We start from the raw sequence: 23,385 nt of genomic DNA on the forward strand, positions 1-23,385 counted from the left end.
GGCGACCCGAAGGAATCGCCGCCCCAATTGACGAGACGCTAGCACATGCGGGGGCAGCCGTGCACCCGCTCAGCGCGTCAGGCGGTCAGTTCGGCGCGATTCAGCGCACAGTGCGACCACAGCTCGTCCATGGCGCGGATCAGGTGATCCATCTGCTCGGGCGTGTGCACCGGCGAGGGGGTAAAGCGCAGACGCTCGGTCCCGCGGGGCACGGTGGGGAAGTTGATGGGCTGGACGTAGATGCCGTAGCCCTCCAGCAGCATGTCCGAGATACGCTTGGTGTGCACTGGGTCGCCCACGATCAGCGGCACGATATGGCTGCCATGGTCGATGCAGGGCATGCCCAGCCCCTTGAAGCGCGCCTTCATCACCCGGGCGCGGTCCTGGTGGGTCTCGCGCAGCGCGGTGTCGGTTTTCAGGTGCCGGACCGATGCCGCGGCACCTGCGGCCACCGCCGGCGGCAGCGAGGTCGAGAAGATGAAGCCCGGCGCGTAAGAGCGTACGGCGTCACACATTTTCGCCGAGGAGGCGATGTAGCCACCGAACACGCCATAGGCCTTGGCCAGGGTGCCGTTGATAATGTCGATGCGGTGCATCAGGTTGTCCCGCTCGCACACGCCCGCGCCGCGGGGGCCGTACATGCCGACCGCGTGCACCTCGTCGATATAGGTCAGCGCGCCGAATTCGTCGGCCAGGTCGCAGATTTCCTCGATCGGGCCGAAATCGCCATCCATCGAGTAGACGGATTCAAAGGCGATGACGATCGGGCGGCCCTTCTCGATTTTCTCAAGGATTTCGCGCAGATGCGCGACATCGTTGTGACGGAAGATGTGCTTTTCGCAGCGGCCGCGGCGGATGCCCTGGATCATCGAGGCGTGGTTCAGTTCGTCCGAGACGATCACCAGATTCGGGAACAGAATCGGCAGGGTGGACAGCGTCGCGTCATTGGCGTTGTAGGCCGAGGTAAAGATCAGGCCGGCCTCTTTCTGGTGCAGGTCGGCGATCTCGGCTTCCAGCGCCTTGTGATAGACCGTGGTGCCCGAGATGTTGCGCGTGCCGCCCGAACCGGCGCCGGCGGCCAGCATCGCGTCCTGCATGGCCTCCAGCACGACCGGGTGCTGCCCCATGCCAAGGTAGTCGTTGCCGCACCATACGGTGATGTCCTGCTGCTCGCCGTCCGGACGGCTCCACACGGCCTCGGGGAAGCTGCCCTTGCGGCGCTCGATATCGATGAAGGTGCGGTAGCGGCCTTCCTCGTGAAGCTTGCCGATGGCGGCGTCCAGTGCTGCAGTATAATCCACCAGGTCTCTCCTTCGTTTCGGGCCTGCCGGCCGCTCTTCTCCCGGTCTACGCCCTGATGGTGGGCGGGACACGGCCGGGTCTTCCCTCTGCGCGCCGGGGCTTTATGCCCGGCTTTCGGTCCTTGGCCGCGCCTCAGTTTGGCGGATCGGCCGCATGACTCTCCTCATCTCCCGCCATCTTTCATATTCGAAAAACGCGGTATGTCGAAGCAACTTGTCGCGGCGAATGCCCGTTTTCTTCGCAAATCCGTCATCTGCTTTGGCCCCTGCGTTCCGATCGGAAACACGGGTTCCGATCCGGGCGCGGGGGCATGGCTGGGCCGCAGATTGGCCGAAAACGGGCAGAGTCGCGCACTCCACATTCCGCAGACTAAGCGCCGGACGGCAGGACAGCGCCTTGATTTCGGTCAAGTTCTGCGCCGCCGCCCCTGCTGGACAGGACGGCCATGGCTGATAGGGTCGCCCCCGATCCAAGACCGGAGCCTGCCATGACACTCGATGCCGTCCTGACCCGAATCGACGACGACCTGCCGCTTGCGCTGGACCGTTTGATGACGTTCCTGCGAATCCCCTCGATTTCCACCGATCCGGCCTACGCAGCCGAGTGCGCCCGCGCCGCCGACTGGCTGGCCGAGGATCTGCGCGGCATCGGGTTCGACGCCGCACCGCGCACAACCCCGGGCCACCCGATGGTGATGGGCAAGGGCGGCGAAAGCGGCCCGCGCCTACTGTTTTACGGTCACTATGATGTGCAGCCTGTCGATCCGCTGGACCTGTGGGATCGCGACCCGTTCGATCCGGCGATCGAGGATACCCCAAAGGGCAAGGTCATCCGCGCCCGCGGCGCCTGTGACGACAAGGGCCAGCTAATGACCTTTGTCGAGGCGTGCCGCGCATGGAAGGCAGTGCATGGCACCCTGCCCGCCCGGATCACCATGTTCTTCGAAGGCGAAGAGGAATCCGGCTCGCCCTCGCTTGTCCCCTTCCTGCAAGAGAACCGGACCGAACTGGACGCCGACATCGCGCTGATCTGCGACACGGGCCTTTTCGGCGAGGATCGCCCGGCCATTGTCACCATGCTGCGCGGATTGCTGGGCGAAGAGGTCACCGTCACCGGCCCCTCTAAAGACCTGCATTCGGGCATGTTCGGCGGTCCCGCGATGAACCCGATCCGGGCGCTGGCCCGCGCGATCGCGGCGCTGCACGACGATTCCGGCCAGGTGACTGTGCCCGGTTTCTATGACGGCGTGCCCGAACTGCCCGAAGCCGTTGCGCAGCAATGGCGCGATCTGGGCTTCGATGCCGGACAATTCCTGGGCGAGGTCGGGCTGTCCACCCCGGCCGGAGAGGCCGACCGCTCGCCCCTGGAAATGATCTGGTCGCGCCCCACCTGCGAGGTCAACGGGATCGTCGGCGGCTATACCGGCGCGGGCTTCAAGACCGTGCTGCCCTCGCGGGCCAGCGCCAAGATCAGCTTCCGCCTGGTGGGCGATCAGGATCCGCTGGCAATCCGGGAGTCGTTCCGCGCCATGGTCCGGGGCATGATGCCCCCCGATTGCAGCGTGGAATTTTCCGACCACGGCGCATCCCGCGCCTCGCAAATGTCGATCGACGACCCGGCATTTGAAAAGGCGCGCCTGGCGCTGTCCGACGAATGGCCGAAACAGGCCGCCTTCGTGGGCTGCGGCGGATCGATCCCCGTCGCGGGACATTTCAAGGAAATCCTGGGGCTGGAATCCATGCTGATCGGTTTCGGCAAGGATGACGACGCGATCCATTCCCCGAACGAGAAATACGACCTGGACAGTTTCCACCGCGGGATTCGCAGCTGGGCGCGGATCCTGGCGGCGCTGGCCGACTGACCAAAGCAGGCGGTTGGGGGGCGGCGCCGCCCCTCAGCCCCGGCGCGCCCTCATGCCCATGCGCCCCAGCTTGGCCAACAGCAGCAGCCACGGCGCGCCGTGCAGGCACAGATCGAAAATGTCGATCCCGCGGCGCAAATCACCTGCGGCCAGCATCTTCAGCTTTTCCCAGATATGCGGTTCGGGCGTGAACGGGGCCAGGCCCAGCGTCAGCGCCATGATCAGGGCCAGCGACAAGGGCAATTCGTCCAGGAAACGGGCCATCACATGTCCAGCGGCTTGAGGAAAGTGGCGCGGTTGACGGGGCTCGAACCCGCGACCCCCGGCGTGACAGGCCGGTACTCTAACCAACTGAGCTACAACCGCGCATTTCGCGGGGCGTTTTCGGAAGGCGGTGGCGCGGTTGACGGGGCTCGAACCCGCGACCCCCGGCGTGACAGGCCGGTACTCTAACCAACTGAGCTACAACCGCAGCGCCTTCCGGGCATCGCCCGGCGTGAGGTGCCTTTTAGGCGCGGGCTCCGGCGGCGTCAAGCGCCCTCGGACCGGAAATATCACGCCAAGCGGCCCGAGATTCATCACCCCGGCAACGGAATGAACTCTGCGTCGTCGCCGGGCGGCAGCTGAAAGCGGCCATGCGCCCAGTCACCGGCGCGCCATGCCTCTTTCGCCGCGTCGATCCGCTCTTTTGAGGAGGCCACGAAATTCCACCAGATATACCGCGGCCCCTCCAGCGTCGCGCCGCCCAGCAGCATCACGCGCGCGCCCTGGTCGCCCGCATGCAGGCTGACCCGGTCGCCGGGGCGAAAGACCATCATCTGCCCCGCCTCGAAATCCTGGCCAGCGATGCGCACACTGCCCGAAACGACATAGACGCCGCGGTCCTCGTGGTTGTCGGGCAAGGGCAGGCCCGCCCCCGGCGCCAGCTCGGCATCGGCATAGAACATCTCTGACGGGGTATCGACGGGCGCACGCGCGCCCCAGGCCTCGCCCAGGATCAGCCGCACGCGCTTTCCCTCCGCCTCCAGCAACGGCAACGCGTCTTGTCCGACATGGACAAAGCCTGCCGGGTCGTCCTCTGCCCCGGCGGGCAGCGCCACCCAGGTCTGGATGCCGAACAGGGCGTGTGGTTGCGCGCGAACCGCCCCGTCGGTCCGTTCCGAATGGGTAATGCCGTGGCCCGCCACCATCCAGTTCACCGCGCCGGGCTCGATCCAGCGGTCGGTACCCAGCGAGTCGCGGTGATGCAGCGCCCCGCGGAACAGGTAGGTGACGGTCGCCAGACCGCTATGGGGGTGGGGGCGCACATCTAGCCCCTGCCCGGTCACGAATTCCGCCGGCCCCATCTGGTCGAAAAAGATGAACGGGCCGACCATCTGCCGCCGGGGCGCGGGCAAGGCGCGGCGCACCTCAAAGCCGCCGATATCGCGGGCACGGGGCACGATCAGCGTGTCGATCGCGTCGATCCCATCGCCCGTCGGGCAATGCGGGTCGAGGGCGGGATTCCAGCTCATGGCAACTCCTCCGGCAATTATAGTCTCAGAGGTAGCGTTTGCGGCGGATCACGACAGGCCGGTCACGGCACATCGCATGTGCAATCGCACACCGCGTTAGCCGATGATCTCGAACCTCTCGACATCGACCATGCCCCGATCGGTGATCTTCAGCGCCGGGATCACCGGCAGCGCCAGAAAGGCCAGTTGCAGGAAAGGTTCCTCCAGCGTCACGCCAAGGCTGCGCGCGGCCGCGCGCAGGTGGTCCAGCCGCGCCTCCACCATCTCGAAGGGGTCCAGGCTCATCAGCCCAGCAACCGGCAGGGCCAGTTCGGCCAGCACGGTGCCCTGCCCCACCACGACGAAGCCGCCCTCGATTTCCGTCAGGCGCGTGGCGGCCAGTGCCATATCCGCATCCGCCGCCCCCACCACGACGATATTGTGGTGATCGTGGCAAACGGTAGATGCAATCGCGCCATCGGCCATCCCAAAGCCCCGCACGAACCCCACCGCGATATTGCCATTGATCCCGTGGCGTTCGACCACGGCGATCTTGGCCAGGTCGCGGGCGGGATCGGCCCGTTTCGCCCCATCGACCGGAACGATCTCCTCAATCAGGTGTTCGGTGATGATCTTGCCGGGCAGGATGCCGATCACATGGGTTTCCGCATCGTTGGAGGCAGCGCGGAAACTGTCGGCCGTGATTTCAGGGGCGGTGACGGAGTCGCGCCCCACCGGCGCGATTTCGTCCCGCGCATCAAAGGCGGCCTCGTCCACCACCACGCCGCCCGCGATCACCAGTTCCGCCTCGCACCCGGCCAGGTCGTGCAAGGCCACGATATCGGCCCGCTTGCCCGGCGCGATCAGGCCGCGATCCTTCAACCCGAACGCCTCTGCCGCCGACAGCGACGCCGCGCGATAGGCGGCCAGCGGTTCCGTCCCCTGCCCGATCATCCAGCGGATCATGTAATCCAGATGCCCGTATTCAGCGATATCCAGCGGGTTCCGGTCATCGGTGCACAGGCACATATAGGGCGCGGTGCGTTCGCTCAGCAGCGGGCGCAGCGCGGCCATATCCTTGGAAACCGACCCTTCGCGGATCAGAACGCGCATGCCCTTTTGCAGCTTTTCCCTGGCTTCTTCGGCGCTGGTCGCCTCATGTTCGGTGCGGATACCGGCGGTGATATAGGCGTTCAGGTCGCGGCCCGACAGCAGCGGCGCATGCCCGTCGATATGGCGGCCGCGAAACGCCTCCAGCTTGGCCAGCGCGCCCGGGTCCTGAAAGATCACGCCGGGATAATTCATGAATTCCGCCAGCCCGATCACGCGCGGGTGGTCCATCAGCGCGGCCAGCGCCTCGGCGTCGATCCTGGCACCCGAGGTTTCCATCTCGGTCGAGGGCACGCAGGACGACAGGTTCACCCGGATGTCCATCACCGTGCGGGCCGATGCGTCCAGAAAATACGCGATCCCCGGCACACCGATGACATTGGCGATCTCGTGCGGGTCGCAAATCGCGGTGGTGATCCCGCGCGGGCAGACGCAGCGGTCGAACTCGAACGGGGTGACCAGCGAGCTTTCGATATGCAGATGCGTGTCTATGAAACCGGGCACCAGCGTACAGCCGGTCACGTCGATCACCCGCCGCCCCTCGTAATCGGCACCGATCCCGACGATGGTGTCGCCGCAGATCGCCACATCGCCCGGCACCATCTCGCCGGTGACAAGGTCAAAGACCTGCCCACCCCGCAGCACCAGATCGGCGGGCGCCTCGCCCCGCCCCTGCGAAATCAGATCGGAAAGCGACGGCTGGGACATGGGGCGACTCCCTCTGCGGTTAAAGGCAGCCTCGCAAGCCGGTGCGTCAGGATCAAGACGGGGCGTGGTGAGGGACGGCAGAAACCGGCCTCACCGCGCCGCCCCCCCAAAGTTCCGATCCACGCCCCCGCGAGGGGGGCGACGTCCGCGAGTGGTGCCCGGCTTATCCCCGCCGGGGAGGGTTTCGATCCACGCCCCCGCGAGGGGGGCGACCCAACAGCAAGACCCCCTTCGACATAGCCAACCTGTTTCGATCCACGCCCCCGCGAGGGGGGCGACCCCCGACATGGAGGCCGCGCTGCTGGCTGCGGATGTTTCGATCCACGCCCCCGCGAGGGGGGCGACTCGGCGGGCGTCGCATTCCATTTCAAGCAATGGGGCGTTTCGATCCACGCCCCCGCGAGGGGGGCGACGGGGCGGCCAGGACTTCTTTGCACATTATGCAAAGTTTCGATCCACGCCCCCGCGAGGGGGGCGACGATATGCGCGCCTGCGTCCGGGGCCTTCCACGGCCTGTTTCGATCCACGCCCCCGCGAGGGGGGCGACACCAGGTCCGGGGCGAGATTGGCTTGCGCCCAGGAGTTTCGATCCACGCCCCCGCGAGGGGGGCGACCCATGGATATGCGGGCCGGGCCGCTCGGTCGGCAGTTTCGATCCACGCCCCCGCGAGGGGGGCGACAGCGTGCCCTCATCGCCCGAGCCGCCGGCAAGCTGTTTCGATCCACGCCCCCGCGAGGGGGGCGACGCGTGGGCCCGGCGGGCGCGTCCGGCCCGCCGATGATGTTTCGATCCACGCCCCCGCGAGGGGGGCGACCCTCGCTCTTTTCCGGCGGCACCACGGTCATGGGGTTTCGATCCACGCCCCCGCGAGGGGGGCGACTTGCGCCAGTCCGCGCTGTCGCGTCCAACCCACGGGTTTCGATCCACGCCCCCGCGAGGGGGGCGACTGTCTGACAGGTAAGCATCTAGGGCGGCGGAGTAAATCCAACCCGGTTTGCGAACGTGCCGTATCGGCCCGAACAAGCCGCCCCCGGATGGGGCGTTTTCCGGTTTTCTTCAGGATGTCAAAGAGCTGCGGACCTGCGAACCCGGCCTGTATCGGCTGCACGCTTGGGGTTCGCGGGGTCAGATGATCAGTGGGCCATTCAGGTCCAGCGCCGGTTTGGCGCCGACATGTTCGACCTTTCGTTTCCAGTTCGAGCCGAGGTAGTAATATCGCAGGCTGTCATGCTGGGGGTGGATAATACCTTCGAGCCGCGCCTTCAGCCTGGCCCATTGTGCCGGATCCACCTCTATCTCGAAAACCGAGAACTGGACGCGCTGGCCGAAATCCTCGCAGGCCTTTGCCACCCGGCGCAGGCGTTTCTTGCCGCCCTCCTCAAGCGTGTTCACGTCGTAGGTAACCAGAACCAGCATCTCAACTCCAGAACCATGGGGGATAGGCGTCGATATCGCCCCGCAGGTGCCGCGCCAGAAGCTGCGCCTGCAGATAGGGAACCAGGCCGAACGGCGCCTTTTCCTGAAGGAAGGGATGGCGGCGTTCCTCGCGCTTGCGGTCCTGCCAGGCCGCCAGGACCGTGCGGCGCGCCTCGTCGCTCAAAAGGACCGCGCCGCTTTCCATCTGGCGGAAATCGGCGGCACGCAGTTGACGCCGGTTGACCAGTGACAGCGCCAGCCTGTCGGCCAGCGGCGCGCGGAGCTCCTCCATCATATCCAGGGCAAGGCTGGGGCGGCCTGGGCGGTCCCGGTGCAGAAACCCCACCGCGGGGTCCAGCCCGACCGCCTCGCAGGCGGACCGGCAATCGTGGGTCAGCAACGTATAAAGGAAAGAGAGCAGCGCGTTCATCGCGTCGCGCGGCGGGCGACGAGAGCGGGACGTCCAGCGCAGTTCGGCATCGGGCGCGCGGATCAGGTGGTCGAAGATGGCGAAATACAGCGTCGCGGCCTCGCCCTCTGATCCGCGCATTTCATCGACCGTCGTGTCGGCAAGCTGCACCCGGCGCAGAATCCGTGCCATGCGGTCGCAAGCGGCCCGAAGCGTTTCACCCGCCTCCGGGTCCATTTCCGACCCGTAATCGCGCAACGCCCGCCGGATCAACGCGCGCTGGTTCGACACCTTGCCCAGAACGATCGAGCGGACGATATCCTCGGGCGTGTTGGCACGGCGGTACTGTTCCCGGCGCAGCAGCACATTGCCCGAGACCGGCCCCTCGACGCGCGCCTGAAAACGGCCGTTGCGCCCCATCAGCGCGATGGTGATCCCCCGTTCGGCACACGCGGCGATCAGGGCGGGGGTCAACAGCACCGGGCCGAACGCCACGACAGAGGCCAGCATGTGCAGGGGAACGCGGGTCTTTTCCACCCCTTCGACCTCTGCGACCAGGGTTTCGCCCTGCAGGCGCAGGGTGGCGCCCTCGGTCGTGACATAGACGGTGTTCAGCAGCTTCTTCATTGTGCGTCCAACAGCCGTGCAAGGGTCTGGTCGCGCCAACGTTTCACCGGGCGGGCCACCGTATCGGGACGGCAGAGATCGGCCAGCGAACAGGCCCGGCAGCGGGACCGGTGCGGCATGGGCGCGGGCGTGGCACGCGATGCGAACACCTGGGCAAGCTCGGCAATGACGGCCTCGGTCAGGGCGCGCAGATCTGCATCGAAGGGCACGTTCACGCGCCGCTTGGTCTGGGCATAGAACAGTGCCCCATCGGGCACCGGCTGGCCGGTCATCTCTTCAAGGCAGAGCGCCTGGGCACACAGCTGCGCCTCGTCGGCGCGGTGGAGTTTCGGCTTGCCGCGCTTGTATTCGACGGGAAAGGCCTGCTCGCCGCCGCCGTCCAGGGGGTGGAACTCGACCAGGTCGGCGATCCCGGTCAGGTTCAGCCGTGCCGCCCCCAGCGGCAGCGCATGCACCCGCCGCACGCCGCGCGCCTTGCGGCGGCCACCCTTGTCGGCCACCGCATGCAGAACGTCGCCCTCGGCGGTAAAACGGTTTTCCGCCCAGAGCCGCTCGATATGGATCAGCGCCGCCTGGCGCAGGCAGTAGACCGCGTGTTGCACCGCCGAAATGGGGATCGGCTCCTCTTCGGCGGGCGGCGGGTGCATCAGGCCAGCTCGCGGATCTCGACCCCCGCGGGCAGGCCGTCCCGGTCGATCTCGATCCGGTAGTCGGCGAACCTGCGCGCGGGTGCAAGGTTGCCCAGCCCCTTGTCATCCAGCGCCCGAAGCTCGCCATCGACATTGCGCCCGATGCGGACGCGGTCGAACAGCGTATGGGCGGGCGCATTGCCCAAGGCGCTGTCATGGGCAAACACGATCAGCTTGCGCGTCGTCATCTCGCCCCGCGCGGCGGAGCGGTCATGCTCGAACATGTTGGTCAGCGCTTCGAACAGCAGGTCCAGATCGGCCAGGGAAAATCCGGTGCGTTCGGCGAACTTGGCAGAGACGAAACCATGCGCGACGTACAGGCCATAAGGCACGATATGCTTGCGGCCCATGGTGCGGTTGTCGGTGCGTTCGTTGTCGTCCGCGCCTTCGACGCGCTCCTTCTTTTCCTTTTCGTTGGTCGCGGCCATCCGGGTGATCGAGATTTCCACGGGCAGGATCGGCTCGACCGAGCGGGCGAAGGTCATCTGCACCGGGCCCTTGACCTGCCCGCAATTGATGCCGGTGGACATGACCGCGCCAAAGGTACGCACGTCGAAGAAGTTGGCGCACATCCAGTCGCGCAGGGCCTTGGCCTCGTCATCGCTTTTCGGATTGAGCTTGGCGTCCTTCTTCGATTTTTCGTCGCCGCGGATCGCCGCGTAGGCCTGGCGGTGCTTCTCGTTCAGGATCGAACCTTCCTGAACGTAGATATGGTGCCCCGACTCCCCTGTTCTGGCGAGGTCTACATAATTACGCAGCTTGCGCTTCAGGCTGACATCGGACACCAGCCCGTGGTTCGTTTCGGGGTCGAGCCGCGGCAGGTTGCCCGCATCCGGGTCGCCATTCGGGTTGCCGTTCGTCACGTCGAAAATCAGCACGAAATCGTGGCGGCGGGAAAGCGTGGTCATTGATCGGACTCCGTGATGGGCGTGTCGTCGTGCTTGCGAAAGAAATCGCTGCGCTGGTGGTAATAGCCGATGCCGAACAGCGCCTGTTCCTGGGCCGCTAGCGTTGCGGGGATCGGGTCGTCCCCCGGCTCCATCAACTCGATGATGGAACCCAGCAGCTTTTCGAGGTTGACCGCCCGGCCGGGGCTCAGCTTGCGCAGCTTGGCAAAATGGTTCTGTGCCCCCGCGTCCAGGGTCCGGAACACCTTCTGCGGCGAGGCCGAGGCCGCACCGTAGAACTTGTCCTTGATGGTGGCATTGACATGCCCCCCCAAGGCCGCGCGCTGAACCTCTTCATAGACGGCGAAAAGCCGCCCCAGGATGTAACCCTTGTTGGTGTTCGCAGGATCAAGCGCCACGGGAACCTCCTCGGCGAAATTGCGGATCAGGACGGATTTCAGCATGGCCGCGCGCAGGGCGTTGACCTCGCCGTCGGCGCGGATGCGCATCAGCGCGGTGGACAGCAGCGTCAGCGGATAGGGTGTGCCGGTCAGGATCGCCCGCATCCACTCGCCCGCGACCAGCGGCGGCACGTTCTCGCGTTTGCCCTGAACCGCCAGTTCAATCAGATACCGCCACAGCGGCGGCCAGTCATCGCGCGGCGGCGGGTCAAGGTGCATGTCGCTGAGAAAGCGCTGGTAGTGGCGCGTCAGCGTACCGAAATCGTTTTCCCACCAGAACCGCACCGACAGCCGCGCGGCATTGGGGGCAAGGCCCAGAACGCAGAACCGCACGCCCTTGTCCAGGTTCGGCGCCACCTCGGCCAGCGGCTGCTGCCGCCGGATGCGTTCCAACTGTGTGCCGATGTCCTGCGTGGCCTTCTTCTCGGCAATTGCAGGATCCCAGAAGGCCCCGAAAACGCTTTCTGCCTGCGCGGCGGCAGCGGCATCCGCGGCATCGGCCCAGAACACGGTCGAGGTGTCGCCGATCTGCAGCCGGTGGTCGCTGTCCTTTTCCAGGAACCGGTTCAGCGCCGTCGTGTAGGCAAAGGCCGCCGTTTCCGACACGGGGGCATTGTCGCCCTGTTCGTGCCCATAGGAAGCAAAGGCATCGAGGTTGAAGGAAACCAGGCTGGCACCCGAGGACTGCGCACCCCAACCCCCTTTACCGAGGGGTGCAGGCGCGCCACCGGGGCGGAATGGCCGGTCACAAGGCAGATTTGCGGATCGGCTGCCCCCTCGGCCCCGCTCCGCGCCCAAAGGGCCTGCGCGGCGGGCCGGTCATGCAGGAAACCGCGTTCCCCAGCCAGACGAAACACAAGGTTCTGGTCCAGCATCGCCTCGGGCCACAGCGGCGGCACGAAGGCCTGGGGCGTCCAGTTTTCCAGAAACCGGGCCAGCGCGGACAGGCCGGCGTCGTCTTCGCCCGACAGCAGTTCCAGGTGTCTTTCGCGGAATTTCGCGTGTTCCTCGGCGGTGCGCTTGCCCGCGCCGGCCGTGACGCCCAGAACATAGGCCGTCTTGTCCCACAGGAAATTGGGCGCGATGCCAGCCGTGCGCTTGACGGCCTGGGGAACCAGAATGAACCGGGGCGAGCGCTTCTTGTCGTCCGCGCGCAGGTCGATCACCTCTGCCACCGACCCGTCCGGGGTCAGCCCCACACAAAAGCCGATCTTCTCGGTCGAATACCCAATGGGCGGCTTTTCCGGCAGCCGCTCATACGCCCGCACCAGCGAGGCCAGCATACTCATCGCAGCACCTCTGCGCTGTCCGGCGCGGGCACCTCCAGCACGCCCTCGATCAGCCGGGCGCGGAAAAACAGCGAGGGGCGGCCGGGGGCGGCATGGTCGATGTCCCACAGCATCAAGCCCAGGTCGCGCGGGGCGCCAAAGCCGTGTTCAGGCGTTTCCATCACCGGGTTGCGCGCTGGCAAGGCCGCATCGGGGGCGACCGGCGCGAAATACGCCGCGAACTCGCGCGTGCCAAGGCAGGGCTGGTGAAAACACTGCCCCCGGGCGACGCGGCGGTTGAAGATATCCAGGTGCTTGCCCTCGTTGTCGTCGGGCCCGGCCTTGGCGGTCAGCTCGAAATGCGCCTCGATCACGTAGGCGGGGTTGACCAGAACGGTCGCGGCGCGCTGTTGCCGGTTCTCATCCACCAGGATTTGCAGCCCGCCCACATCGCCCCGTTTCATCGCCTTCTTGATCGTTCCCGTGGGCGCCTTGTGCCCCACCTCGTTGCGGCGGATGGACTGAAAGCGGATCGGCTCCAACACATGAATGCGGTCGATGACCCAGCGGATTGCAGGTTTCCAGTGGATCGCCTCCAGGATGCCCCGGGCGGCCGAGGGCGTCATCACGTCATAGCTGACACGCTCGACCTTCAGCTCGGGCCGCGTGAAGAGGGCATTGCGCCCCCAGACATGCAATCGAATTCCATAAGCCATGGGTCACCTCGAATGACGCTCAGATTATCCCTGAGGTTGAGTGGCACAAGGGAAAAAGCCTGTTGTTTTAGTTGTCCTCGTGGCAAGCATCTGAGCGGAGCAGGTCAAGTCCTGTCACCCCTCACACAATCCCCTGATCGGCGCTCAGATACTCTGCCTCTTCCCACCAGAGGCCAAAATCGTCGTGGTAAAGCGACGGCGCGCCAAGGACGAAGAACTGGTCGCCGCGCAGGTCGCGGGCGTGGAAATCGCCCTTGCCATTCGCGCGCAGGATCTCGCGCGCCCGTTCGGGGATCTGCACCACATAGGGTTGCAAGGCGCGGGCGATGCCCCCTGACGGCACCTTTTCCACCGCAAGCTTGGTAACCTCCTCCTGCGCCTTCGGCTCGACCGCCACGATCACCGGCACCATCGGGCTGTCGATCATGCGATAGTCCGCAGCCACCTTGCGGAACTGAAAACGGGAAGATGTTCCTGTGAATAATAGGTCATCAAACATATTCGAGCCAAGACGGTCCGGCCCAACCCGCCAATAGACCTCTCGGAACCAGCTGCGGATCGCCTCGGAGGCGAGCAAATCGTCGAACTTCGCTGCGGTGGTCCACATGGCCTTGGCCAGGTTTTTCACCTCTGCGGGTGCGCCATGCTCGGCGGGCGAAAACACCGTCAGAACCGATGCCTCCAGCGGTCGTTTCCCCTCGCGGTTCACGCGCCCCGCCGCCTGTATGACCGAGTCCAGCCCCGCCTCGGCCCGCCAGCCGCGGGGGAAGTCCAGGTCCACCCCCGCCTCGATCAGGCTGGTGGCGATCAGGCGGCAGGGCCGATCCGCCGCCAGCCGCGCCTTGATATCGGCGATGACCGCGCGGCGGTGGGCCGGATATTGCCGGGTCGTCAGGTGAACAAGCCCCTCCAGCCCCTGCGCCTTGCCCGCACGATAAAGGTCGAGCGCATGCTTGCGGCTGTTGACGATCACGACGCCCTGCGCCGTGGCCCCCAGTGCACCGAGCAGCGCGGTATCGTCCATCTCGCCGCCCTGCACGATCCGCACCCGACCCAGCTGCTGCGCCAGCGTCTTGGGATCGGGGGCCAGTTCCCGCCCGGCCAACGGCAGGCCGCCCTGCTGCAACTCGTCGCTGTCGAAGGCGGGCTGGGTCGCGGTGCACAGAACCACCGTGCAGCCGTAATGGGTGGCCAGGGTGTCGATCATCGCCAGCGTCGGCAACAGAAGCTTGCGCGGCAGGCATTGCGCCTCGTCCAGGACGATCACCGCGCCCGCGATATTGTGCAGCTTGCGGCAGCGCGAGGGACGGGCGGCAAACAGGCTTTCGAACAGCTGGACATTCGTGGTGACCACGACGGGCGCCGCCCAGTCCTCCATCGCCAGGCGGGCCTTGGCCGGCCCTTCCTCGCCGCCGTTCTCCGTCTCAATGGCGCTGTGGTGTTCCAGGATGTTTTCAGCGCCCAGAACGTCCCGAAAGATTGCGGCGGTCTGGTCGATGATCGAGGTATAGGGAATGGCATAGATGATCCGCCGGTGCCCATGCCGCGCCGCGTGATCCAGTGCAAAACCCAGCGAGGCCAGCGTCTTGCCGCCCCCGGTCGGCACCGACAGCGTGAACAGCCCCGGCGGCAAGGGCGCCTTGGCGCGCACATGGGACAGGATGTCCGCGCGCAGCCTGTTGATGTCCGAGTCGCTGCTGAGACCGGCCATATGTGCCTGAAACCTTTTGCGAAACTCGGGCAACAGGCTTTGCAGGCTTGGCCAGTCGCGATTGCGGCTGCGGTTTTCCAACCGGTCGTAAAACGCCTCTGTGTCGCGGAAATCGGCATCGACGAGGCAGGAAAAGATCATGCGCACCGCCACCGACAAGTCGAACCCCGCCTTTGCGGACATCCTCAGAAGCTTTTGGATCTCCTGTCCGGCGGCCTCGATCTCGACCGGCAGATGCGCCTGCCAGGCGGGATCGAGCGGGGCCGCATCTCTTTCGATCCGCCGGTCGAGACAGGCATTGTCGGCCGTGGACTTGTCCGGCAGCCCCGCATGATGGCCGAGGATCGCGTAGGCCAGAACCTCTGCCACGGGTTTCATGCGTGGGTTTGCCTGATCGCACAGAACCCTGCCGCCCGCGGTCGAATGATCGACGATCGGCCCCCGCTCCCCCCTTAGAACGCGGTCGAAAGCGGGGTCGTATTTGCCCAGATCGTGAAAACGTCCGGCGATAGATGCTGCGGTTGCCAGACCAAGGGGCGCGCCCCGCGCCGCAGCCAGTTGCGCGACCTGCGCCAGATGCTCGGACAGCGGTTGCCAGTCTGACCGATCAGCGGCCGAACCGGAATGGGCATAACGGATTTCACCAACCATAGCCGAAGCCTAACACCGCGCAGGACGTTGACCAGATGAACGTCGGGGAATTCGGGCCGTTATGCCGCCCAACTGCGGATGTCACGCCGTTCCACCAGCCGCCCATAGCACCCCACCTACCGACGCCAAACGCCCCGTTCCACCCGCCCGACCAGGGCGTGGAGCTGTCGGGCCAGGCCGCGATGTTGCACAGCATGGCGCGCTTTCAAACCGCTCAGAACTCCACCCCGGGCTGGCCCTTGATGCCCGCCCGGAAGGGGTGCTTGACCAGCGTCATTTCGGTGACCAGATCGGCGGCCTCGATCAGCGGTTCGGGGGCGTTGCGCCCGGTCAGCACGACGTGGGTCAGGGACGGTTTTTCCGCCGCCAGAAAGGCCAGCACAGCGTCCACGTCCAGATAGCCATAGCGCAAGGCGATGTTGATTTCATCCAGCAGGACCATACGGATCGCGGGGTCGCGGATCAGTTCCTGCGCCTTGCGCCAGCCGTTTTCGGCGGCGGCGATGTCGCGCGCGCGGTCCTGCGTTTCCCAGGTAAAGCCCTCTCCCATGGCATGAAACTGGCACAGATCGCCGAAATGGCCGGTCAGCAGGCGCCGTTCGCCCGTGTCCCACTTGCCCTTGACGAATTGCACCACGGCGCAGGGCATGCCGTGTGCGATGCAGCGCAGGATCATCCCGAACCCGGACGAGGATTTGCCCTTGCCCGCGCCGGTATGGACGATGACCAGCCCCTTTTCGGCGGTCTTGCCCTCCAGCGCGCGATCTTTCGCGGCCTTGCGCTTGGCCATCTTCGCGGCATGGCGGGCGTTTTCGTCGGTGGCGGGGGGCGTTTCGGGCATGTCCTGTCCTTGCTGCGATCACGGGTGCGCGCAACCTTAGGCGCCTCAACCCCGGCGTCAAACGGATCGCCACGGGCGGCGTATTTGGCGATTGACAGGCCGGCTGTCTCTTTGACATGACAGACGCGTGATCGGTTCTTTCGGCTGCATCCGCAGTCGAAGGTGAAAAGGGAACGCGGTGCGCACCGACAGGTGCAATTCCGCGGCTGCCCCCGCAACTGTAAGCGGCGAGCAAGGCTGTGACACGCCACTGGGGACATCCCCCGGGAAGGCCAGCCAAGCAACGACCCGCAAGCCAGGAGACCTGCCGGACACCCGCGCGCAACCCGCGCGGATTCCACCGGACGCCGGGGTGCGCGTCTGGCCCGGATCGGCCTGCGTGGCCTGTTCGTGCCTTCGATCCCCCTTCGTCCTTTCCGACCGCGGCCCTTGCGCCGCCACCGATGAAAGGAAAAGATCCTTGGTTTTCAACCGCAAAACGATGACGGCCGCCCTGTCGCTCGTCCCGGCCCTGGCCGCGGCGCATTTCCAGCTGTCCTACACCGAAGAGGCGCTGATCGAGCGGCCCGGCGATGTGCCGGTCAAGCTGATCTTCTGGCACCCGTTCGAGAACGGGCATGTCATGGACATGGGCGAACCGCTGGAATTCTACGCCATCCATCGCGGCGAGAAGATCGACCTGAAGGACACGCTGGCCAAGACGACCTTCAACGGCGCGGACAACGCGGCCGTGGCCTATGATGCCAGCGTGCCGGTGAAACGCTCGGGCGACTACGTGCTGGTGACGGTTCCCGCCCCCTATTACGAGGGGTCCGAGGACATCTATATCCAGCAGATCACCAAGGCCTATCTCAACCGCAACACCCTGCCCACCGACTGGACCGAACCGCAGGGCCTGAAGACAGAGATCTTGCCGCTGGTCAAACCCTACAACGTAATGGCCGGGTCCACCTTTACCGGCCGGGTTCTGTCCGACGGCCAGCCCGTGGCCGGTGCCGAGATCGAAATCGAATACATGGCCGCCGAACCGGACATGACGACCGGCAGCCCGAAAGAGGCCACCGTCGGCCCGATGCCCGGCGGGGCCGTGGTCGCGATCTCGGACCAGGATGGCGAATTCACCTTCGGCATTCCGCGGGCCGGTTACTGGGGCTTTGCCGCGCTCGGCGTCGGCCCGGACACCGAACACGAGGGCAAGGAACTGTCCCAGGACGCGGTGATCTGGATCCGCGCCTACGACGTGAAATAGGGGGCAGGCAAATGCATATCGTGGACGGGGCGCTGGCGGGTGAGGTCGTCCTGGGCGGCGCGGCGCTGGCAGCGGGCGGCATCGCCCTTGGCCTGCGCCAGTTACCGCTGGAAAAAATCCCCGCCGCCGGGGTGCTGGCGGCCAGCTTCTTCGTGGCCTCGCTGATCCATGTGCCGATCGGCCCGTCCTCGGTGCATCTGATCCTCAACGGTCTGGCCGGGCTGGTGCTCGGCTGGGCCGCCTTCCCGGCGCTCTTCGTCGGGCTGCTGTTACAGGCGGTTTTCTTCGGCTTCGGCGGGTTGACCGTGCTAGGGGTGAACACGCTGAACATCGCGCTGCCCGCGGTGATCGTGCATTACCTCTGTTGGCGCGGCGTGACCCGCAGCGCGCCCCCGCTGGCCGCGCTGTGGGCCGGGTTCGGCGGTGCGCTGGCGATTGCGCTGACCACCGTTCTTGTGGGGCTGTCGCTGATGCTGTCGGGGGACGAATTCATCCCCGCGGCCAAGCTGGTTTTCTTTGCCCATATCCCCGTGATGGCGGTCGAGGGGCTGTTGTCCGCCGCCGCCGTCTACCTGGCCGTTGAGGTCAAACCCGACCTCTTCGACACGCTGAAAGGAGCGGCGACATGATCCGCGCATTGACCCTTATGCTTTGCCTGGCGCTGACCCCCCTGCCCGCTGCCGCCCACAAGGTGATCGCCTCGGCCTTTCCCAGCGGCGACGTGATCGAGGGCGAGGTCGGGTTTTCCAACGGCGACATGGCCACCGACCAGTTGGTCGAAGTGTTCGACGGCGACGGGGCCAAGCTGGGCGAGGCCCGGACCGACGCCGACGGCTATTTCACCTACCGGCCCACCGCGCCGGTGCGCCACATCTTCCGCGCCGATCTGGGCGCCGGCCACGTGGCAGAGTTCGAGATGACCGGCGAAGAGGTCGCCGCGATCCTGGGCAAGGCCGCACCAGCCCCCGCCACGGCCGACCCCGTGGTCGAGGTTGCCCCAAGCGGCGCCCCCGCCCCGGCGCTGGCCGGTCTCAGCACCGCCGACAAGGCCGAAATCGCCCGCATCGTGCGCGACGAAACCCGCCCCCTGCGGCGCGAGATCGCCGCCTACAAGGAACACCACGACCTGCAAACCGTTCTGGGCGGGATCGGCTACATCTTCGGCCTGTTCGGCCTTGGGTTCTACCTTGCCGCGCGCCGCAGGCTGGCGGCCTAGCGAATGGGCCATGTCCTGACGCAGGCGCAAAAGGCCCTGCGCGAAACGGGCGGCGACCGCGCGGGCGGCGTGCTGGGCGGGGTGGACCCGCGCGCGCGCATCCTTGGCGCCTGCGCCTTTGCCCTGGTGACCGTGCTGTGCGACTGGCTGCCGGTGTTGCTGGCGGCCTTGGCACTCGCCAGTATGCTGCTGATCCTGTCGCGCCTGCCGCTGCGGCCGACCCTGCGCCGGATGGCGGCAATGGACGGGTTCATCCTGTTCCTGCTGGTCCTGCTGCCCTTCACCGCGCCGGGTGATCCGGCCTTCGCGATCTGGGCGCTGACGGCCACATGGCAGGGGCTGGAACAGGCCGCGCAGATCGCGGTGACCGCCAATGCGGTGGTTCTGGCGCTGCTGGTCCTGGTCGGCACGATGGAGCCGGTGACCCTGGGCCATGCGCTGTCGCGGCTGCGAACACCTGAAAGGCTGGTGCATCTGCTGATGTTCACCATCCGCTATATCGAGGTGCTGCGCGCCGAATACCTGCGCCTGCGCCAGGCAATGCGCGCGCGCGGGTTCCGTCCCGCCAACAGCCTGCACAGCTATCGCAGCTTGGGCTATCTGGTCGGCATGATGCTGGTGCGCGCGGTCGAGCGGTCGGAACGGGTGCTGGGCGCGATGAAATGCCGGGGGTTTTCGGGCCGAATACCGTTGCTGGAAACGCTGCGCTATGGCCCGCGGGACGCAGCGTTCGCCGGGGGGCTGGCGCTGATGCTGGCAGGTCTGTCAGCCACCGAGATCGCCCATGCCGCTTTTTGAACTGGACCACATCCATTTCGCCTATCCCGGTCACGCGCCGATCCTGCGCGGGGCGGGCCTGACGCTTGAGGCTGGCCAGCGGCTGGCCATCACCGGGGCCAACGGGGCGGGCAAATCAACGCTGCTGCGGATCATGGTGGGGCTGCTGGTGCCCGACCGGGGCACGGTCGCGGCCTTTGGCCAGGTCCGGCGGGCCGAGGCCGATTTCCACGAGGTGCGCCGCCGCGCCGGGCTGGTATTTCAGGATCCCGACGATCAGCTGTTCTGCCCCACGGTGACCGAGGATATCGCCTTTGGCCCCCTGAACCTGGGCAAAAGCCGGGACGAGGCGCTGGCGATCGCCGAGGATGTCCTGACCCGGCTAGACCTGACCCACCTGCGCGAGCGCGTGACCTACAAGCTGTCGGGCGGGGAAAAGCGGCTGGTGACGCTGGCCACGGTCTTGGCGATGGAACCGGAGGTTTTACTGCTGGACGAACCCACCAACGCGCTGGACGAAGATAACGCGGCACGATTGGTCGAGATCCTCACCGCGCTGCCCCAGGCGATGGTGCTGGTCAGCCACGACACCCGCTTTCGCGCGCAGATCGCCCCCGACAGCCTGCGGCTGAACGAGGGGCGCTTGTGCCCCGAGACAGGGTGACCGCGCGCCCGCCGTTTGGTTATTCCCCTTCAGCGAACAGCCCCGCAGCGATGGAGTTGCTGCGGCTTTGCCATAACCCCGCCTGCGCCAATGCCGCGAAACGGGCGCGGAGTGCGGCCAGCGCCTGGGGGTTGGCCTCTGCCATGAAGGCGGTCAGATCGTCATCGCCCAGCGTCGCCTGATAATACAGGTCGAACAGATGCGGCGGCACCACGCCGGCCAGATGCGCAAAGGCCGCCAGGTGGTCCAGCGTCGCTGCGATCTCGGCCGCGCCACGGAACCCGTGGCGGCGCATGCCCGCCAGCCAGGCCGGGTTCGCGGCGCGGGCGCGGACCACGCGGGCGACCTCCTCGCTCAGGGTTCGGGTGCGGGGCCGGGCCGGGTCGGTGTTGTCCAGGTGATAAAGCGCGGCCTTGCCCCCCGTTACCGCTTGCGCAGCGGCAAAGCCCGCCTCATGCGCGGCATAATCGGCGGCCAGCAGGATATCGGTTTCGGGCAGGTCTTGGGCATGCACAAAGGCATCGGCGCCCGCAACGCGGTCCTTCAGGCCGGCGGCATCGCGCGCGACGCCGGTTCCGTCCAGCGCCCAGGCGCTGGCGGCAAGCCACGCCTCGCCCGCCGCGCGGCGGGCCGCATCGGTAAAGTTTTCCGCCGCGGCGCCCATCCCCAACCCATAGCTGCCCGGCGCGGGGCCATAGACCCGCGCGCCGACCTCGCGCCCGGCATAGGGGTTCCAGTCGGGGGTTTCGTCCCGCGCGGCCAGGGCCCGGATCGCCTGTTGAAACAGCGCCGACAGCGTCGGGAACACGTCACGGAACAGCCCCGAGACCCGCAGCGTCACATCCAGCCGGGGCCGGTCCAGCAGGGCGATTGGCAGCACCTCGATGCCCGAAACCCGTTCCGACCCCGCGTCCCAGACAGGTTTCACGCCCAGCAGGTGCAGCGCCATGGCGAAATCCTCGCCCGCCGTGCGCATCGTGGCCGACCCCCACAAATCCACCACCAGCCCGCGCGGCCAGTCGCCCTGATCCTGCAGATGGCGGCGCACCAGATCCTCGGCCAGTTTCACACCCTGCGCATGGGCCGAACGGGTGGGCACTGACCGCGGATCGGTGGTGTAAAGGTTCCGCCCCGTCGGCAGCACGTCCTGCCGCCCGCGATAGGGCGACCCGGACGGCCCCGGCGCGATCTGCCGCCCCGCCAGCGCCGCCTGCAGAGCCGCGCGTTCGGCGGCGACCGAGGGGGCAGTGTCGAAACTGCCCGCATCCGCCAGCGCGCGGCCAAAGACATGTAACCCGTCGCCGAACTGGCTGTCCTTCACGTCGCAGACGAAGCGGTCGATGCGGGTGATCGCCTCTGCCGGGCAGGCGGTGGCGTCCAGGCCCAGATCGTCCTCGACCCCCAGGCACTGGGCCTCGAACCGGATATCCGATTGCAGCCGCGCGCGGCGCTTGGGGTCCAGCCCGTCGGCGTTGGAAAACTCGTCCAGCAACGCCTCAAGACGGGTGAATTTTCCGGGCGTGCCGGTCTGGCGCAGGGGCGGCGGGATATGGCCCAGGGTAACGGCACCTATGCGCCGCTTGGCCTGCGCGGCCTCGCCGGGGTCGTTGACGATGAAAGGGTAGATCACCGGCAGCGCCCCGATCAGCACCTCGGGCCAGCAGGTATCCGACAGCGCCACCGCCTTGCCGGGCAGCCATTCCAGCGTGCCATGCGCCCCCATGTGGATCAGCGCGTCGCAGGCCATTTCCTGTCGCAGCCATAGGTAAAAGGCGACATAGCCATGGCGCGGGGTGCGGTGGACATCGTGATAATCGTCGTCGCGGGTTGCCGGATCGCCGCGTTCGGGTTGCAGCGCGACCAGCACCGCACCGCGCCGTGTTGCCGGGAAATGGAAGGCACCGTCGCGCACGACCGGGTCGTCCTCTGGCGCGCCCCAGCTTTCCGTCAACGCCGCGCGCAGACTGTCCGGCAGGCGGGAAAGTGCGGCCTGGTAGGCTGCAACCGGCCAGGCCAGCATGTCTTGCATCAGGGCCTGGTCCAGCGGCGGGCCGGGCGCGACGAGCACACCGTCCCCGGCCAGATCCTCCAGCACGGCTTCGGCCGAGGCAAGCGCGTCCAGCCCAACCGCATGGGCCATCTGCCAAGGCTTGCCGGGATAGGTGGACAACACAATGGCCGGGCGTTTGTCCGCCGCCGGTGTGCGGGCTAGGGCGATCCAGCCCAGCACCCGCTGGGCAATCGCGTCGATGCGGTCGGAGCGGGCGCGGTGGGCGTGGCGTGAAAACTGCAGATACGGGTCGCGCGGCTGCGCCTGCTTGAACGAGGCGACCCCGGCCAGGATGCGCCCGTCCACCTCTGGCAGGACCACGTGCATTGCCAGATCGGCGGGGGACAGGCCGCGCTCTGCTTCGGCCCAGGCGGCCTCGGTCGAGGTGGCCAGCGCCACCTGAAAGACCGGCACGCCGCCTGCGTCCAGCGGGGTCGTGCCGTCCTCGCCCCGCGCGGAAAAGGCAGTGGCGTTGACGATGGCGTCCGGTTTCAGATGCGCGATCTGGCGGGCCAGCCAGCGTGCAACATCGGGCGCCTTGAGCGAGGGGGCAAAAAGTGCGGTCACATCGCAGCCCCGGTCGCGGAAGGCCCGGAACAGCGCCGCGATGGGATCAAGATCCGCCGCGGTCAGGTAGGCGCGGTAAAAGGTCAGCACGATGCGGGGGCGGTTCGTGGTGGGCCCCAGATCGACCAGCGGGCAGCACACGCCCTGATCCGGCGTCCAGGCACCGACCTGCGGGATCACCTTGGCCCCCTGCACTGGCCCGGCATAAAGGCCGGCGGCCAGCGCCATCTGCGCAAGCGCCGCCTGCGCGGCGACCGTCCCGCCGGTGTCGCACAGATGCGCCAGACGACGCAGGGTCGAAACCGGCAGGGTCGAAACCTCATCAAGTCGCGGATCGGGGCGCCCGTCGGCGGGCAGGACGGCCAGGGCAATGCCGCGCGCCTGGGCCAGGGCCTGTAGATGTTGCAGGCCATAGTCCCAATAGGCCCGCCCGCCGATCAGGCGGATCAGGATGCCCTTGGCCCCCTCCAGCGTCTGCTCGACATAGGTGTCGACCGACAGCGGGTGTTTCAGCGCGGCAAGGTTTGCCAGCCGCAGCGTGGGCATCCGCCCCTCGGGCCCGCCGCCGCGATGCCAGCCCGCCGCGAAAGCCCCCAGATCGCTGTCGGAAAACGAAAGAACCACCAGATCGGCGGGATCCTGCGCCAGATCGGTTGGGGTCTCGGTTTCCTCCAGCCCGTGGCTTTCGCGGAAGACGACATGCATCGGCGC

At 66.9% G+C, this 23,385-nt stretch carries 17 protein-coding genes, 2 tRNA genes, 2 pseudogenes, 1 CRISPR repeat array and 1 riboswitch; of the genes and pseudogenes, 6 read left to right on the plus strand and 15 right to left on the minus strand.

The genetic code is table 11. From position 1 onward, the window contains the following. Positions 1-77: 77 nt before the first annotated feature. Positions 78-1,301, minus strand: a complete 1,224-nt coding sequence (gene hemA, locus EV656_RS07525) for a 5-aminolevulinate synthase (protein WP_132601729.1) — start codon at positions 1,299-1,301, stop codon at positions 78-80. Positions 1,302-1,789: 488 nt separating this feature from the next. Between hemA and EV656_RS07530 the strand changes: the two genes are divergently transcribed. Beyond that, positions 1,790-3,163 (plus strand): M20/M25/M40 family metallo-hydrolase, encoded by a 1,374-nt coding sequence (locus tag EV656_RS07530; protein WP_132601731.1) that lies wholly within the window; start codon positions 1,790-1,792, stop codon positions 3,161-3,163. Between the two features lie 33 nt (positions 3,164-3,196). On the opposite strand, the gene EV656_RS07535 is transcribed toward EV656_RS07530, so the two are convergent. The 13 genes and pseudogenes from EV656_RS07535 to cobO form a co-directional block, all read right to left on the minus strand. Next, complete coding sequence (locus tag EV656_RS07535; RefSeq protein WP_132601733.1) at positions 3,197-3,427, minus strand: RND transporter; 231 nt, start codon at positions 3,425-3,427, stop codon at positions 3,197-3,199. Positions 3,428-3,452: 25 nt separating this feature from the next. Then, a tRNA-Asp gene (locus tag EV656_RS07540) sits at positions 3,453-3,529 on the minus strand. Between the two features lie 29 nt (positions 3,530-3,558). Continuing rightward, positions 3,559-3,635: transfer RNA gene (locus EV656_RS07545), tRNA-Asp, on the minus strand. A 106-nt stretch (positions 3,636-3,741) separates the two neighbouring features. After that, positions 3,742-4,677 carry a pirin family protein gene (locus EV656_RS07550; RefSeq protein ID WP_132601735.1) on the minus strand — a complete coding sequence of 312 codons (936 nt, stop codon included), beginning with the start codon at positions 4,675-4,677 and terminating at the stop codon, positions 3,742-3,744. A gap of 96 nt (positions 4,678-4,773) precedes the next feature. After that, the gene (ade, locus tag EV656_RS07555) at positions 4,774-6,474 is read right to left on the minus strand and encodes an adenine deaminase (RefSeq protein WP_132601737.1); all 1,701 of its coding nucleotides are present in this window, start codon (positions 6,472-6,474) and stop codon (positions 4,774-4,776) included. Between the two features lie 111 nt (positions 6,475-6,585). Then, positions 6,586-7,422: direct repeats of the CRISPR family, unit length 32 nt; unit sequence GTTTCGATCCACGCCCCCGCGAGGGGGGCGAC. Positions 7,423-7,600: 178 nt separating this feature from the next. After that, positions 7,601-7,891, minus strand: coding sequence for a CRISPR-associated endonuclease Cas2 (gene cas2, locus EV656_RS07560; RefSeq protein WP_132601739.1), 291 nt, complete (start codon positions 7,889-7,891; stop codon positions 7,601-7,603). A 1-nt stretch (position 7,892) separates the two neighbouring features. Then, positions 7,893-8,927, minus strand: a complete 1,035-nt coding sequence (gene cas1c / locus EV656_RS07565) for a type I-C CRISPR-associated endonuclease Cas1c (protein WP_132601741.1) — start codon at positions 8,925-8,927, stop codon at positions 7,893-7,895. Further along, positions 8,924-9,574, minus strand: coding sequence for a CRISPR-associated protein Cas4 (cas4, locus tag EV656_RS07570; protein WP_132601743.1), 651 nt, complete (start codon positions 9,572-9,574; stop codon positions 8,924-8,926). Before cas4 ends, cas1c begins: the two co-directional genes overlap by 4 nt. Continuing rightward, entirely contained in the window at positions 9,574-10,524 is a 951-nt protein-coding gene (gene cas7c / locus EV656_RS07575) for a type I-C CRISPR-associated protein Cas7/Csd2 (protein WP_132601745.1), read from the minus strand. The genes cas4 and cas7c overlap by 1 nt, the downstream gene beginning before the upstream one ends. After that, positions 10,521-12,253: pseudogene (cas8c, locus tag EV656_RS16955) on the minus strand (type I-C CRISPR-associated protein Cas8c/Csd1). Before cas8c ends, cas7c begins: the two are co-directional and overlap by 4 nt. Further along, positions 12,250-12,948: a type I-C CRISPR-associated protein Cas5c gene (gene cas5c / locus EV656_RS07585; RefSeq protein ID WP_132601747.1), complete on the minus strand. Its 699-nt coding sequence runs from the start codon at positions 12,946-12,948 to the stop codon at positions 12,250-12,252. The pseudogene cas8c and the gene cas5c overlap by 4 nt, the downstream one beginning before the upstream one ends. A gap of 121 nt (positions 12,949-13,069) precedes the next feature. Further along, positions 13,070-15,310, minus strand: a complete 2,241-nt coding sequence (locus tag EV656_RS07590; protein ID WP_132601749.1) for a CRISPR-associated endonuclease Cas3'' — start codon at positions 15,308-15,310, stop codon at positions 13,070-13,072. Between the two features lie 214 nt (positions 15,311-15,524). After that, complete coding sequence (gene cobO, locus EV656_RS07595; protein ID WP_132601751.1) at positions 15,525-16,151, minus strand: cob(I)yrinic acid a,c-diamide adenosyltransferase; 627 nt, start codon at positions 16,149-16,151, stop codon at positions 15,525-15,527. Positions 16,152-16,266: 115 nt separating this feature from the next. Beyond that, a riboswitch (cobalamin riboswitch) is annotated at positions 16,267-16,477 on the plus strand. Between the two features lie 155 nt (positions 16,478-16,632). On the opposite strand from cobO, the gene EV656_RS07600 reads away from it, so the two are divergent. From EV656_RS07600 to EV656_RS07620, 5 genes and pseudogenes are all read left to right on the plus strand, one after another. After that, positions 16,633-17,400: a DUF4198 domain-containing protein gene (locus tag EV656_RS07600; protein ID WP_132601753.1), complete on the plus strand. Its 768-nt coding sequence runs from the start codon at positions 16,633-16,635 to the stop codon at positions 17,398-17,400. Positions 17,401-17,411: 11 nt separating this feature from the next. Beyond that, positions 17,412-18,029 (plus strand): cobalt transporter CbiM, encoded by a 618-nt coding sequence (gene cbiM / locus EV656_RS07605; RefSeq protein ID WP_132601755.1) that lies wholly within the window; start codon positions 17,412-17,414, stop codon positions 18,027-18,029. Then, complete coding sequence (locus EV656_RS07610) at positions 18,026-18,616, plus strand: cobalt ABC transporter permease (RefSeq protein WP_132601757.1); 591 nt, start codon at positions 18,026-18,028, stop codon at positions 18,614-18,616. The genes cbiM and EV656_RS07610 overlap by 4 nt, the downstream gene beginning before the upstream one ends. A gap of 3 nt (positions 18,617-18,619) precedes the next feature. Further along, complete coding sequence (gene cbiQ, locus EV656_RS07615) at positions 18,620-19,414, plus strand: cobalt ECF transporter T component CbiQ (protein ID WP_132601759.1); 795 nt, start codon at positions 18,620-18,622, stop codon at positions 19,412-19,414. Between the two features lie 58 nt (positions 19,415-19,472). Further along, positions 19,473-20,057: pseudogene (locus EV656_RS07620) on the plus strand (energy-coupling factor ABC transporter ATP-binding protein); the annotation flags it as partial. Between the two features lie 19 nt (positions 20,058-20,076). Here the strand turns inward: EV656_RS07620 and cobN are convergent. Then, on the minus strand, positions 20,077-23,379 hold the full coding sequence (gene cobN, locus EV656_RS07625; protein WP_132601763.1) for a cobaltochelatase subunit CobN: 3,303 nt from the start codon (positions 23,377-23,379) through the stop codon (positions 20,077-20,079). Positions 23,380-23,385 lie beyond the last annotated feature (6 nt).

The organism is Rhodovulum adriaticum (assembly GCF_004345735.1).
GTDB lineage: Bacteria > Pseudomonadota > Alphaproteobacteria > Rhodobacterales > Rhodobacteraceae > Rhodovulum > Rhodovulum adriaticum.